The sequence below is a fragment of the Sphingomonas sp. PvP055 genome (assembly GCF_040546365.1).
Lineage (GTDB): Bacteria > Pseudomonadota > Alphaproteobacteria > Sphingomonadales > Sphingomonadaceae > Sphingomonas > Sphingomonas echinoides_A.
The window spans coordinates 936,511-950,947 of the sequence record NZ_JBEPNS010000001.1; the positions used below are offsets into that span (position 1 = coordinate 936,511).

Below are 14,437 nucleotides of genomic sequence, written 5' to 3' on the forward strand. Positions count from 1 at the left end.
GGTCATCGCCGGTTGCGGAGCAGATATTGCTCCAGGTGCGCACGGTACACGTCGCAGTCCGGCACGGTCGCGACCGACTGTGCGATGCTGGTCTCCAGCGTGCTCAGGAAGGCGTGGACCTGTGCGGATGGCGCACGATCCGCGAGCCGGTCGTGCCGCGCCGGGCGCCGCCCCATGCCGAGATGGAGGATCGTCCAGTCCTCCGGGTGAAACGGTTCGAGGTCATAGGCGACCAGCAAGCCGCGGTTCTCGAACATCTCCAGCTTGCGCGCCAGCTTTTCGGAGGGCGGTTCGTCGCGCGCGGCGTGCCAATAGGGCCTATCGGGAAGCCCATCGGTGGCGACCAGCGCGCGGTCGAACGCCGCGGCGTGGTCATGATCTTCCTGGAAGCGCCGGTTATATTCTGTCCGCTCGACCCGCATTCCCGGCGCGTTGGGGATGAGCGACAGCAAGCGCTCCACGTCGCGTTCCAGCAGCATCATCGGGGCGGGCGTGCGCGGTTCGAGGACATATGCGGCGTGGCCGATCGCAACGCAATTCCCCGCCCAGGCGTGGCGGCGGTGGTGGAGTGTCGTTTCCGCGATGCGGTCCGGTGCGAGGGCATGGGCCGCAAACGCTTCGTCGGCCTGCGTCGGATCGTAAACCGTGACCCGGCGGGTGCGGCCGCGCAGCGGCGTGTCGCTGCGCCAGCCGTACGGTGTCGGCGTTACGGTTCGCACGGGTCGACCCGGCCGCGCGGCGGGGGCGTCGCTCGCGGCGATCCCGATCCGGCGGCCCGAGCGGGTTTCTGGTTCCAGCGCGGACAGCACTGCCGCGGCAGGCCCGCTGCAATCGACGTACAGGTCGGCGTTCAGCACCGTGCCGTCGTGCAGCCGCAGCGCGGAAATCACGCCAGCATCGACGTCTACGGCAGCCAACGCTCCTGCAATCCGCCGGACCCGGCCCGTGGCAGCGGTAGTGGCTGCCGCGAACACGCCGGCATAGCGGTCGGGATCGAACTGATAGCCATATTCCGCGCGGCCGAGCGGGTGTTGCGGCTTTCCGGCCGGGTCGTCGCGGGGCGGATGCGCGAAGGCACCGCGCTTCGCCGCCATTGCCCCCGCAAGATAGGGTTCCAGCCGGTCGATCCCGACCGCCGCCAGATAGTGATGGAACACGACGCCATCCACCACCGGGAAGGGCAGCGCGAAGCATTGCGTCCAGGATCGCTTTCCGCCCGCCCAATGGTCGTAGCGGGTCCCCCACGAAAAGGCGGTATCGCTATCGAGCGTCACGGCGGGTTCGCCGACACCCGCCGCGAGATTGAAGGCATAGGCGGACGGCGACGTGACGGTGCCGTAGAACAGGTCGCTTTCCGCGGTGCCGCCAATGTCGACGAAGGTGATCCGGGTCGCGGAGGCGACTTGCCTGGCGAGCGTCGCGACCGTCATCCATGCGGCAAGCCCGCTTCCGCAGACGAGGATATGCGCGATCGGGCTGGCGGTGTGGTCGGCGGTGGACTGCACGGTGGTCGCTACGCCGCCGTCGCCGGGACGGACAGGCTGCCCGCCGCGCCGATCCGCCGGATATAATCGGCATGGTCCGGCGTCGCACGGACCGCCCTGGTGACGGCGTCGTGAACCGCGGCGGCGCGCGCGGCGAGGGCGGCGTCTCCGATGGTATTGGCGCGCGGATCGTACCCCTTCGGGAGCAGGTTCTGCCCCATCATCACCGCCACCCAGCTCGGCGGGAGGAACAGCCCGAATTCGTAGGGGACGACATAGCCGCGCGTCGTCCACGCCTCGATCTTCTCCTGCAAGCTGTCGGGCAGTTTCAGCGCGCGGAAATGCCGCCAGAACGGGCTGTCGTCGCGTTGCGTGGCGACGTAGTGGAGCAGCAGGAAGTCGCGAACACGTTCGTAGTGCAGCCCCATCCGCCGGTTGTATTCCGCCGTGCTCGGCGCGTCGAACCCGCGATCCGGAAACAGCGCGAGCAATTCGGTGATGCCGTCCTGGATCAGGTGGATCGACGTGGATTCCAGCGGCTCGAGGAAACCGCCCGCCAGTCCGATCGCAACGACGTTGCGCTTCCAGAATGCGCGCCGTCGCCCGGTGGTGAAAGCGAGCCGCCGCGGTGCGGCCTGCATCGGTGCGTCGAGGTTCTCGATCAGCTGCCGTTCGGCCTCGTCGTCCGATATGAAGCTGTTGCAATAAACGTGCCCGTTGCCGACGCGGTGCTGGAGCGGAATACGCCATTGCCATCCCGCCGTCCGTGCCGTCGCGCGGGTGAACGGACCGAGCGGACCGCGGCTTTGCGTCGGCACCGCGATCGCACGGTTGCACGGCAGCCAGTCGCTCCAATCGTCATACCCCGCCGCGAGCGCGCCCTCGATTAAAAGGCCGCGAAAACCGGAGCAATCGATGAACAAATCGGCAGCAAACACGCGTTGATCGGCGAGAGAAACGGCCTGAACGAACCCTGAATCGACGTTTAATCGCACGTCTTTTACCATGCCTTCGACGCGCTCGACGCCCCGCGCTTCGGCATAACGGCGCAGGTAAGCGCCATAGCGTGATGCATCGAACTGGTAAGCATACCCAAACGTCGATTCAAGTCGATCGAGGTCCGATATCGGGTGTTGGAAGCGGTTGTGTTCGGCCGCCACGATCGGGAACGAATAATCGTCGAGCCGCCCCGCCGCACCCCCCGCCGCGCCCGATGCGCGCAATCGCAACCAGTGATGGTAGAAGGGAACACCGTCGATCGCCGGGCCAAAATCGCCGAACGGGTGGATGTAGCGGTCTCCAATCCTACCCCAGTCGCAGAACTCGATGCCGAGTTTGAACGTCGCCTCGGTTTCGCGCATCAACTCGGCTTCGTCGATGTTCAAGGCACTGTTAAACGCCCTGATATGCGGCAAAGTGGCTTCACCGACGCCAACAGTTCCGATCTCCGCCGATTCGATCAGCCGGATCGTAACAGGTAATCCCGCGAGCTTCTTCGCCAGCGCAGCCGCCGTCATCCAACCAGCCGTGCCGCCCCCGACGATGCAAATGCTGGTGATTTCTGATGCGCATGCGCGCGCATCGGCGAACGGCTTCTCTGGCATCCTCTCCTCCTGTGGTTGCGGTAGCATCGCGTTCGGATTGGTCCAATACCGGGAGTTCAATTTTGTAGCCGGAGGACAAGGATTTGACGCGTCAAATCGCTGCCAAATCGCCGGAAATGTGCGGATTTCGGGCCGAAACGGATTTATTTTGAAGACCCCATTGCGACGCAAATAAGTCGGAGTATAAAAGTTTCATTCACTCGGAATCCGCGGTGTGATGGCCAACAATGGCCACATATCGGCAAAGCGGATTGATAGGGTGGAAACTGGGAGTAGCCGGAACAAATCCGGTTTGGAGGGGATGAATCCATGCGATTTCTGACGCGTACGGCCGTGCCATGTTCGGCGAAGGGCCTTTTGCTCGCGACATCGGCAATTTCACTCCTTTCCATGCCGGCAGTAGCTTTGGCTCAGTCGTCGCGTCCGCGCACTGACATCGTTCCGCCGGAACAGACCGAAGTGCCGCTGCAGGACGACAAGCAGATCGACTCGGCAAGCCCGACGGCAACCCTTCCGCGCAACACCTTGCCTGCCGGTGATAACGATATCGTCGTGACGGGTATTCGCGGCGCGCTCAATTCCGCCAAGGAAATCAAACGCCGCGCCAGCACCTTCGTCGATTCGATCAGCGCGTCGGACATCGCGACGCTGCCCGATCTGTCGGTCGCCGAAGCGATCGGGCGTATTCCGGGCGTCACCATCTCGCGCTTCCCGACGGGGGGTGCCAGCCCCGATTTTCCGTCACCTGAAGGACGCGGCAACCTCGTCCGCGGGCTCGGGTTCGTGCGTTCGGAATTCAACGGTCGCGACGCGTTCAGCGCCAACGGCGGTCGTGCGCTCGATTTCTCGAGCATCCCGCCCGAACTGGTCGGCGGGGTCGACGTCTACAAGAACCAGAGCGCCGACCTGATCGAGGGCGGCATCGGCGGCACGATCAACCTGCGCACGCTCGAGCCGTTCGATCGCAAGGCAGGCATCTTCGCCGTCGCGTTCGACACGACCTATTCCGATCTGCGTAAAAAATGGTCTCCCGCTGGTAGCGTGACCATTGGGAACCGGTGGAAGACGGGGATTGGGGAATTCGGCCTAATCGGTTCCTTCTCGCAATCGATTCTCAACTCGCGGATCAACGGTTGGCAGCAGAATGCGCCGATGCCGCGTGTGCTCGACGCAAGCGGCAATATCCCTGAAACCTCGCTGACCGGCGCGAACAAGCTAGGCGAGTTCACCGGGGTCAATCCTTCGCAGATCATCGGCGCCACACCCGGTTTCCAGATGCGGACCAACGACGTCGACCGCGACCGCAAGAGCTACTATCTCGCCGGTCAGTGGAAGAACGACAGCATGCAGCTGACCGCGAAGTACATTCGCGTTGATCTCGACATCGACAGTGTCGAGCGCACGCTGGAATGGTTTCCCGAGCACGACACGGGCACCACCATGGGCGTCAGCAACATCAAGCTGAACCCCAATTTCGGTTCGGCGGGGCTTCCGATGTGCAGCGGCCCGGGCGGTTTCCCGGCTAACCCGGGGGATTGCGAAACGCTTATCCCGGTCAAGGGCGGCCTGATGGAATCGGGGTTCGTCACCAATAATGCGGATTCATGGACCGGCGCGCGCGGTGCACCGGTCGGGTCGCTCGGCATCGGCAAGCAGGAGCGATCGCGCACGCAGGATTTCACCGTCAACTTCAAGTGGAAGGTGAGCAACCGTCTGAGCCTGACGCTGGACGGCCAATACACCAAGGCCAGTGCGAAGCAGCGTGAAATCTGGGGCGGGATGAACACCTACCTCAACTGGAACATCAAGCAGAATCTCGACCATCCGACGATCGATTTCGTGATCGACCCGGCGCATCGGTTCAATCCGGGCCAGACCCGTTTCACCGGAGACGCCGATGCAGCGAACGGCAACCCGGCTGTGTATATCCCGCATCCCACCAACAGCGGCGACCTGAACGGTGCGAACTGGCAGTTCGCCGCCGATCGCTTCCAGGTCGGTACGGGGGATCTCTACGCTCTGCGCGGGGATCTAGCGTATGACGTGTCGGGTGGCGACGGGCTCGCGAGCTGGTTCGATAGCATCAAGTTCGGTGCGCGCTTCTCGGAACGCAGCCAGGTCAATTCGGAAATGGCGCTTAACTGGGGGTCGATCGCGCCGGCGTGGGATGGCCGTGGCGGCTTTGCCGTAGCGGGGACCTTCAAGGATCCGGCGGCGGGTTTCCAGTCGGTTGATTTCAGCAAATTCTTCCGCGGCGGTGTCGTCGGCGGCGCGAACAGTTCGTTTGTGTTCGTCAACCAGTCGCTACTGTCGGATTATACCAAGTTCCGGAATTACATCGCAAGCGAGCCGCAACTCGGTGCGAACTACGGCTGGGTGCCGCGCGGCGTCGCGGACGGATCGAGCTTCGGGAGCGCGGTGTTCCGGCCGGAAGACACCTCGGACATCACCGAGAAGACAAAGAACGCGTATCTCCGCGTCGATTTCAAGCAGACCTTCGGCAACGGCATGTCGATCGACGGTAACGTAGGCTTGCGATATGTGCGGACGGACCTGACATCGGCAGGGTTCCAAGCTTTCCGTCCGTTCGTGGCGGACGTCCAGACGCCGGCGGTCGACCCGGTGACGGGTATTCGGACTCGCACCGACGACGCCGAAAGCCGCGACGATCCGGCGGATTTCCTGCCGGGGGCCATCGCCTATGCGGCGCAGGCGGCGAAACCGATCAAGGTCGACCTAGTCGACGAACGGTGGTTGCCGTCGTTCAACATGAAGTGGAACCTCAATCGCGAAATGCTGATCCGCTTCGGCTTCAGCAAGGGGCTCAGTCGCCCGAACGTGCAGGACCTGCGCGCGTCGCAGGAATATGTCGTAACGACCAACCGCACATCGTATCCGCCGATCACCGACGTCAATGATCCGCTCCGCGGCATAGACCGTGGCGCCGTGGACATTCGTGTCGGCGAAGTCCGGGTCAGCCGCGGCAACCCGTTCCTAAAACCCACCACCGCGAACAGCTTCGATCTGTCGTATGAATGGTATTTCAAGGGCGGGTATCTGTCGGTCGCGGGCTTCTACAAGGACTTGTCGAACATCATCACCAACGGTGACCTAGTGCTGGGCGACGTGACGCTGGACGGGACGCGGACGCAAATCATCTACAACGGTCCGGTCAATCAGGCGAAGGCCAAGGTTAAGGGCATCGAAATCGGCTATCAGCAATTCTTTGATTTCCTGCCCGGTCCGCTCAAATATCTCGGTGTGCAGGGCAACTATACCTATATTGACGCTTCCACGACGCCTCCGGGCAACGGCGTGGACAGCGACGGCGACGGTGTGCCCGACGACGTGACGACCGTGTTCCGCTGGGGGGTGAGCGACCTGCTCGGCCAGTCGAAGCACATCGCCAATGCGGTCGCGATCTATCAAGACAAGCGGCTGGAAGCGCGCCTCGCCTATAACTGGCGGTCGGAATATCTGACCACCTATCGCGATTATGTTACGGGCAACCCGATCTATAACTCCGCGGCGGGGTTCCTCGACGCGTCGCTGAAATACACGCTGGGGCGGGTCCAGTTGCGCACCTCGATCGCCAACATCCTCGATACCAAGAGCAAGGCGCGTGCCTACATCGATCAGAGCGGTCAAATGTACGACCGCTTCAGCTTCCTTAACGATCGCCGCATCGTGGTCGGGGCGATTTTCCAGATGTAGACCGACACAACTAGCGCGACATGCCGGGTGGTGAGGCGCCCATCCGGCATGTTGATACGCTGATTCACGGCCTTTAGACAAAGTGAGAAGGGATCATGCGATGAAAGCGTTTGTCCTGTTCGCAATAGTCGTCAGCGTATCTGGATGCGTCACCGCCGCCCCGTCCTACCAGGCCGCCGCCGGCCCGGGCGGGGTTGGCTATTACGCTTCTCCCGCCGCCGACGGACGGATGACCGTGACGTATACGGGGGCGGAGAGCATGCCCTCCGAACAGGTTGCGCGCTTTGCATTTCTGCGCGCGGCGGAGTTGACCGTTGCGGCGGGGCAACCGGTTTTCGCCGTCCTTGAGACACGGACGCACCAGGTGGAAGCGAGCAGGACGAGCAGCCTGTCGTCGCGCGCCGGTCCCAATCTGTCGGGCGGGTCGGTCTCGGCCGGAACCGGCAGTCCGGGCGACCAATCGGGGGGAGCTCCGGGGGTTAGCAGTCCGTCGGTCCCGACTGGTCCGAGCACAGGGGGGTTCGGTGGCGGCGACGTCCCGTATCAGATGCTCGAACGATGGCAGCCGCGGCAGGTAAATCAGACGGTCCTGCTCGTGCAGATGGCCGCGGATCGCGAAACGTTGTTGCGCGGCCAGACCAATCCGCCGCAGATTTTTGCGGCAAAGGATGTCATCGCAGAGATCACGCCCAAAAAGTAACGGCCTGCATGGGGGCGTGCTACCGTCCCGGGCTAGGTCTTCACGCCCTCGAACGGAGGTAAAACGTCGACACCGCCGAGACAGTGCGACCGTGTCCGGCAGACTTGATCCGAACGATCATCGGTTGCTGTCCGATAGAGCCTTGACGGCGACCTTTCACACGGGTTTGAGCTGTGCCGTTGCGCCGTCGATCCGGCACCTTACGGTGTGGGCGACGGGAGGGGGTGGATGTGGCGGATATCAAGCCGGAGGATCTGAGCTACGACCGGACCTCTATGTCCGTCCGTATCTCCAAAGCGCTGACCAGCAGTATGGGGAGAGGCGCGCTCACGGCGCGGAAACTTCGGGGCGACGAGTCCGGGACGTTGTGGACGCCTTCGCGCAAAGCGTTGCGGCGCTTGGCAGTCGCTGAACGGCAGCCGCGGCGCGACGTCATTATGATACGCCTGACCCTCGAGCGGAAGATCGACATTTTCCCGTCGCCGGCTGCGATGGAGGCGAGGTGCGTCCGGATCGTCTCCAACCGGATACCTTCATCGAAGCGTAGTTGCCTGATCCAGCCGTATCAAAGCACGCTGGCGACCGTGGTGGCGAACGACATCGATGCCTATGACGCGATCAACGCCACGAACGCGCTCCACTGCTATGTTGCCGACCACGACGGGGTCAGCTGAAAAATCGTAAAGGAGAGTTCCCCCATGTCCGACACCCATCCGCTCGCGCAGCGCGAAGCCGTGCACGCGCGGTCTTTGGCCGATCCCGACGGTTTCTGGCTGGAAGCGGCCGAGCGGCTCAACTGGATGACGCCGCCGACGCGCGCGGGCGACTGGTCGTTCGACAAGGATGATTTCCGCATCACCTGGTTCGAGGATGGCGTGCTCAACGTCTCGGTCAATTGCATCGACCGGCATCTCGAAGCGCGTGGCGATCAGGTCGCGATCCTGTGGGAAGGCGACGACCCCGCGACCGAACCGCGCTCCATCACCTATGCTGAGCTGCACCGCGAAGTGTCGCGCTTCGCCAATGTGCTTAAGGGACTGGGCGCGAAGAAGGGCGATCGGATCACGCTGTACATGCCGATGATCCCCGAGGCGGCGGTCGCGATGCTCGCCTGCGCGCGGATCGGCGCGGTGCATTCGGTGGTGTTCGCAGGCTTCTCCGCCGAGGCGCTCGCCGGGCGGATCGAGGATTGCGACAGCCACATCGTCATCACCGCCGACGAAGGCCGCCGCGGCGGGCGCGCGGTGCCGCTCAAGGCGTGTGTCGACGAAGCGATCACGATTGCGGGCAAGGTCGACCATGTCCTCGTCGTCCGCGCGACCGGGGCCACGGTCGCGATGACCGAAGGGCGCGACGTCTGGTATGACGAAGCGGTCGCGCCGGTCGGTGACGATTGCCCGCCCGAGCCGATGGCGGCGGAGGACCCGCTGTTCATCCTCTACACCAGCGGATCGACCGGCAAGCCCAAGGGGGTCGTGCATACCACTGGCGGCTATCTGCTGTGGGCGGCGATGACGCATGCGACCGTGTTCGATTATGCCGCGCCCGAGGTCTATTGGTGCGCCGCGGATATCGGCTGGGTCACCGGGCACAGCTATATCGTCTACGGTCCGCTCGCGAACGGCGCGACGACGTTGATGTTCGAGGGCGTGCCGACCTGGCCGACCGCGGCGCGGATGTGGGAAGTGGTCGACCGGCATCAGGTGACGACGCTCTACACCGCCCCGACCGCGCTGCGCGCGTTGATGAAGGAGGGCGATTCCTTCGTCACGGGCACGAGCCGCGCGTCGCTCAAGGTTTTGGGGTCGGTCGGCGAGCCGATCAATCCCGAGGCGTGGCGCTGGTATCACGACGTCGTCGGCGAGGGGCGCTGCCCGGTGATGGACACGTGGTGGCAGACCGAGACCGGCGGGCACATGATCACCCCGCTCCCCGGCACGCCGCCCAAGCCGGGGTCGGCGAGCTTGCCCTTCTACGGGGTCGATCCGCAGTTGCTCGACGCCGAGGGGCAGCGGCTGGAGGGCGCGGCCGAGGGCAATCTGGTGATCGCGAAATCCTGGCCGGGGCAGATGCGCGGGTTGTGGGGTGATCCGGCGCGTTTCTTCGAGGCGTATTTCAGCCTGTATCCGGGGGTCTACACGACCGGCGACGGCGCGCGGCGCGATGCCGACGGCTATTGGTGGATCACCGGCCGGGTCGACGACGTCATCAACGTGTCCGGGCACCGCATGGGCACCGCCGAGGTCGAGAGTGCGCTGGTGCTCCACGCCGATGTCGCGGAAGCGGCGGTGGTCGGCTTCCCGCATGACGTGAAGGGGCAGGGCATCTACGCCTATGTCACGCTCAACGCCGGGGTCGAGCCGGACGAGACGCTGCGCAAGGGGCTGCGCGACTGGGTCCGGCACGAGATCGGCCCGATCGCGACCCCCGATGCGATCCAGTTCGCGCCCGGCCTGCCCAAGACTCGCTCGGGCAAGATCATGCGCCGCATCCTCCGCAAGATCGCCGAGGGCGATACCGGGGCACTGGGGGATACCTCGACGCTGGCGGACCCGAGCGTGGTCGATGCGCTGGTGGCGGATAGTCAGGCGGCGAAGGCGTAAGGCGCGGGAGCACGGCACGGGTTCGCGAGCCGGGTTGGAAACATCCCGGCGGAACGCGCTGCGGTTGACCGGGTTGTGGGGTGGTCAACGATACAGGCCACCCCGCCCCATGCAGCACCTCGTCACCGAACATCTCTCGATTGCCTATACCGAGCATGGCGACCCCGCCGGACAGGCGGTGTTGCTGCTGCACGGCTGGCCCGACGACGCCTCGACCTGGGACGCGGTCGTCCCCGCGCTGACCGAGGCGGGCCTGCGCGTGATCGTGCCGAGCTTGCGCGGGTTCGGCGAAACGCGGCTTGGTGACGGGCCGCGCACCGGCAACAGCGCGATCCTCGCGATGGACGCGATCGCGCTGATGGACGGGCTCGGGATCCAGCGGTTCATGGTCGCGGGGCATGACTGGGGATCGACCACCGCCGAGGCGCTCGCGATCGGATGGCCCGAGCGGGTCGAGCGGATCGCGTTGCTGTCGTCGATGCCGCGGATGGGCGGCGCGCCGACCCCGCCGTTCGAACAGGCGCAGCGGACCTGGTATCACTGGTTCATGGCGACCGCGCGTGGCGCCGAAGCCGTGCGCGCCGATCCCAAGGGTTTCGCGCATATCCACTGGGTCAACTGGGCACCGCGCGGCTGGTTCGACGCGGCGACGTTCGACCGCGTCGCGCAGTCCTTCGCGAATCCGGACTGGGTCGACGTGACGCTCCACAGCTATCGCGCGCGCTGGGACGAGGCCGCGCCCGATCCGCGCAGCCAGTGGCTCGAGGACAAGGTCAAGGCGACGCGTTCGCTCGCGCTGCCCGCGATCTACATCCAGGGCGATGCGGATGGCGTCAATCCGCCGTCCGCCAGCGCGGGCGTGCCGGACAAGTTTACCGGGCCGTTCGGCTATATCCGGATTTCAGGCGTTGGCCATTTTCCGCAGCGCGAGCACCCACAGGCGGTCGCGCGCCACCTCATTCATCTTTTCACCGGCGACCCCCAGAGCCTCGCCGACACGCATGACCGGAGTTTCTATATGACCAAGACCAAGCCCCTCCTCGAGGGCATCGCCGCCGCCGGGATCATCGCCGCTGCCGCGTTCGGCGTGGCACGCGCGCAGAGTGGCCCAGCGACCAATGCGCTGAGCGAAGTCGCGACGTTCGACCATCAGGTGACGGGCGTCGCGGTCACCGCCGACGGTCGCCGCTTTGTCAACTTCCCGCGCTGGACCGACGATGCGCCGATTTCGGTCGCCGAAGTGATGGCCGACGGGTCACTCAAGCCCTATCCCGACGCCAAGTGGAACAGCTGGCGCAACGCGCGCGCGACCGAGCTGCCGGTGGGCGACTATTTCGTCTGCGTCCAGTCGATCGTGCCCGACGGCCACGGCAATCTCTGGGTGCTCGACCCCGGCGCGCCGGGCAATGAGAAGATCCTCGAAGGCGCGCCCAAGCTGGTCAAGATCGACCTTACCACCAACCGCGTCGTGAAGACGATCCTGGTGCCGGGCGACGTCGCGTTGCAGGGGACGTATCTCAACGACATCCGCTTCTCGCCCGACGGCAAGACCGGCTACATCACCGACAGCGGGACGCGCGGCGCGATCATCGTGATCGACCTCGACAGCGGCAAGGGCTTCCGTGCGCTCGACGGGCATGTCTCGACGCAGATCGACAAGACCGTCAAGGTGACCACCGACGGCAAGCCGCTGGTCCGCCCCGATGGTCGCCAGCCTGCCTTCTCGGCGGACGGGATCGCGATTTCGAACGACGGCAAGACGCTCTATTATCAGGCGCTGACCGGCAAGACGCTGTACTCGACCGACACCGCGCTGCTGCGCGAGGGTGTGGCTGAGACGGCGCGCGAGGCGGGCGTGAAGACGGTCGCGCAGACGCATGTCGCGGACGGGCTGTGGATGAGCAAGGCCGGGACGCTGTACCTGACCTCGCCGACCGACAATGCGATCACGCGGCTGGTGGGGGATCATGTCGAACCGGTGCTGAGCGATCGCCGGTTGCGCTGGCCGGACACGTTTTCGGAAGGGCCGGACGGGCGGATCTATGTGACTGCGAGCCATATCCAGGACACCAACTGGTTCAAGCCGGGCACGCCGGCTTCGCTTAAGACGCAGCTGTTTGCGTTCATGCCGGGGAAGGGTGGGCGGCGCTGAGGGTTTCCCTCACCTGTTCGTCCTGAGCGAAGTCGAAGGACCTCTTGCCAAACGGACCGCGGTCTGTGGGGAGGGGGGGCTTCGACTTCGCTCAGCCCGAACGGGGTGGGGGGCAAGCTTTCACTCCTCCCGTTCGTTTCGAGCGAAGTCGAGAAACCGGGCACAGCGCGGGTTTCTCGACTTCGCTCGAAACGAACGGTGGGGGGGCGATCTCGCCTCCCCACCACCCTATGCACCTCACCCCGCCGCGATGAACCCGCCGATCCCCGCCAGCGCAAGCGACGCTGCGGGAAGCGCGGTCGCGTCGAACGAGAGGCGCAACCACCGCGCGTCGCGCGCCTTGGCGAACGGCAACCGTTGCGTCGCGAGCGCATAAGCGATGTTGGCGAGTTCGCCCGCACCCGCAGGCTCCCACTTTTTGCCATCGACGCTGGTTTCGCAGCGATAGCCGCGCGGCGGCGAAACGTTTTTGGCGAGCGTGCGCGACGGGGTGATGCTCACACCCGCGAGGCGCACCGTCTTGCCCATGTCGATGGTAACGGTGGACGGCGTGCCGGGCGTCGGTGCGGGGGTGGTCCAGCGCGTTGCGGCATCGTCGTCGAGCAACGCTTCCGCGCCGGGCGACGAGGCCGATACGATCCGCCACCCTGCGGTCGACAGGATCGTCGGGTCCTTGCGCGTGCTGGGTGCGACCTTGACCGGCGCGACCTGGCGGAACAGCGCGATCTCGCTGATCGCGGGGCAGGCAGGCGCGTCGAGGATGCGCAAGCGAAGCCGCCGCGGGGTGATCGGTTGCGGCAAGCGGATGATGCGCTGCGCGCCGATCGCTTCATGCTCGGCGAGCGTCTTCCACAAGCCATCCACCTCGGCATCGACCGCGAAGCGCGTGACGCGGACGCCAAGCGGGAGATATTCGCGCAACCGGATCAGGTCGAAGCTGCGCCCCGGCGGCAGGTCGAGCGTCAGCGTGGGATTGTGGTCGGCGTCGGGTGTCGACCAGTAGCTGTCGTCGCGCCCGTCGAGCACGCGCGCCGCAGCGAAGGCCGCGCCGCGTTCGGCGCTGGCATGCGCGACCGCGCCTCGCGCGAGATCGGTGCGATAGGTCGCCGCCTGTGCCGCGCCGAACGAGGCGAGCACCGCCGCGTCGGTGTCGGCGATGCGCCCGCGCCGGTCGGGCGGCAGGTTGAGATTGAGGTTGGTGCCGCGCCCGACTGATTCGTCGTACAGCTTGAGCAGACGGTCGGGCATCTTGACCTTGCCGTCCTCGTCCGCGTGATAGAACCAGCCAGGGCGGATCGACACGTCGGTCTCGGCGGGCCACCACAATTCCGCGCCGCGCACGCCGCTATTGCCCTCGGCCTGGACATAGGGGTGGTTGGGCATCGTCGGCCAGCACGGGTCGCCCGCGACGCCGTCCTCATTCCCGACCCAGCGGATGTCCGCGCCGAGCGGATCGAAGGTGCACGCCATCGGCTGATGCTGGTGGACGAGCGCGACGGTCGTCTTCCAGTCGTAATAAGCGGGGGCATCGATCTTCCGCGTCTCGCGTGCGCCGCCGTAATAGCCGTCACCGCCGTTCGCGCCGTCGAACCAGAATTCGAACAGCGTGCCGTAGCGCGTGCAAAGCTCGACGATCTGCTTGCGGAAATAGTCGACATAGGCGGGGCGGCCGTATTCGGGGTGATGCCGGTCCCACGGCGACAGATAGAGCCCGAAGTCGAGCCCGGCGCGGCGCGTTGCCGCCGCCATCTCGCCGACGATATCGCCCTTGCCGTTCTTGTAGGGCGTGTTGCGGATGCAGCGTTCGGTCAGCAGCGTCGGCCACAGGCAGAAACCGTCGTGATGCTTGGCGGTCAGGATGATCCCGGTCATCCCGCCCGCCTTGGCCGCCGCGACGATCTGGTCGGGGGAGAAGTCGGTCGGGTTGAACAGCTTCGGGTCTTCGTCGCCGTAGCCCCATTCCTTGTCGGTGAAGGTGTTGATCGAGAAATGGATGAAGGCATATTGCTGGCGCTTGTGCCACGCGAGCTGGCGTGGCGACGGCGTCGCGCCCCACGGCTTGGGCGCGCCGACAGGGGACTTGCCGAGCGCGGGGGCAGTCAGCGCGGGAACAGCGGTGGCGGCGAGGCCGGAGGCGATCACCGCGCGGCGCGAGAAGCTGGTCATAGGAATCTCCAGGG

8 protein-coding genes and 1 pseudogene are annotated in these 14,437 nt (G+C 65.3%); 6 read left to right on the plus strand and 3 right to left on the minus strand.

Annotated features, from left to right (window positions below; genetic code table 11):
* Positions 1–2 precede the first annotated feature (2 nt).
* Both ABIC16_RS04705 and ABIC16_RS04710 read right to left on the minus strand, forming a co-directional pair.
* The gene (locus ABIC16_RS04705) at positions 3–1,505 is read right to left on the minus strand and encodes a tryptophan 7-halogenase (RefSeq protein WP_354290211.1); all 1,503 of its coding nucleotides are present in this window, start codon (positions 1,503–1,505) and stop codon (positions 3–5) included.
* Between the two features lie 8 nt (positions 1,506–1,513).
* Entirely contained in the window at positions 1,514–3,115 is a 1,602-nt protein-coding gene (locus tag ABIC16_RS04710) for a tryptophan halogenase family protein (RefSeq protein WP_502958283.1), read from the minus strand.
* Between the two features lie 363 nt (positions 3,116–3,478).
* On the opposite strand from ABIC16_RS04710, the gene ABIC16_RS04715 reads away from it, so the two are divergent.
* From ABIC16_RS04715 to ABIC16_RS04735, 6 genes and pseudogenes are all read left to right on the plus strand, one after another.
* A complete protein-coding gene (locus ABIC16_RS04715; RefSeq protein ID WP_354290213.1) occupies positions 3,479–6,802 on the plus strand; it encodes a TonB-dependent receptor in 3,324 nt (1,107 codons plus the stop codon).
* A 100-nt stretch (positions 6,803–6,902) separates the two neighbouring features.
* The gene (locus tag ABIC16_RS04720) at positions 6,903–7,502 is read left to right on the plus strand and encodes a CC0125/CC1285 family lipoprotein (RefSeq protein WP_354290214.1); all 600 of its coding nucleotides are present in this window, start codon (positions 6,903–6,905) and stop codon (positions 7,500–7,502) included.
* Positions 7,471–7,698 (plus strand): annotated as a pseudogene (locus tag ABIC16_RS21175) (hypothetical protein); the annotation flags it as partial. The gene ABIC16_RS04720 and the pseudogene ABIC16_RS21175, both read left to right, overlap by 32 nt.
* A 34-nt stretch (positions 7,699–7,732) precedes the next feature.
* Positions 7,733–8,176 carry a hypothetical protein gene (locus ABIC16_RS04725; protein ID WP_354290215.1) on the plus strand — a complete coding sequence of 148 codons (444 nt, stop codon included), beginning with the start codon at positions 7,733–7,735 and terminating at the stop codon, positions 8,174–8,176.
* 24 nt (positions 8,177–8,200) lie between these two features.
* On the plus strand, positions 8,201–10,105 hold the full coding sequence (gene acs / locus ABIC16_RS04730) for an acetate--CoA ligase (RefSeq protein WP_354290216.1): 1,905 nt from the start codon (positions 8,201–8,203) through the stop codon (positions 10,103–10,105).
* 109 nt (positions 10,106–10,214) lie between these two features.
* Entirely contained in the window at positions 10,215–12,257 is a 2,043-nt protein-coding gene (locus tag ABIC16_RS04735; RefSeq protein ID WP_354290217.1) for an L-dopachrome tautomerase-related protein, read from the plus strand.
* A 237-nt stretch (positions 12,258–12,494) separates the two neighbouring features.
* Here ABIC16_RS04735 and ABIC16_RS04740 read toward each other — a convergent pair whose 3' ends face one another.
* The gene (locus ABIC16_RS04740) at positions 12,495–14,423 is read right to left on the minus strand and encodes an alpha-L-fucosidase (RefSeq protein ID WP_354290218.1); all 1,929 of its coding nucleotides are present in this window, start codon (positions 14,421–14,423) and stop codon (positions 12,495–12,497) included.
* Between the last annotated feature and the right edge of the window lie 14 nt (positions 14,424–14,437).

Bases quoted from the DNA above. Each gene is read 5' to 3' on its own strand.
- ABIC16_RS04710 (WP_502958283.1), bottom strand. From the start codon at position 3,115: ATGCTACCGCAACCACAGGAGGAGAGGATGCCAGAGAAGCCGTTCGCC.
- ABIC16_RS04715 (WP_354290213.1), top strand. From the start codon at position 3,479: ATGCCGGCAGTAGCTTTGGCTCAGTCGTCGCGTCCGCGCACTGACATC.
- ABIC16_RS04720 (WP_354290214.1), top strand. From the start codon at position 6,903: ATGAAAGCGTTTGTCCTGTTCGCAATAGTCGTCAGCGTATCTGGATGC.
- acs (WP_354290216.1), top strand. From the start codon at position 8,201: ATGTCCGACACCCATCCGCTCGCGCAGCGCGAAGCCGTGCACGCGCGG.
- ABIC16_RS04735 (WP_354290217.1), top strand. From the start codon at position 10,215: ATGCAGCACCTCGTCACCGAACATCTCTCGATTGCCTATACCGAGCAT.
- ABIC16_RS04740 (WP_354290218.1), bottom strand. From the start codon at position 14,423: ATGACCAGCTTCTCGCGCCGCGCGGTGATCGCCTCCGGCCTCGCCGCC.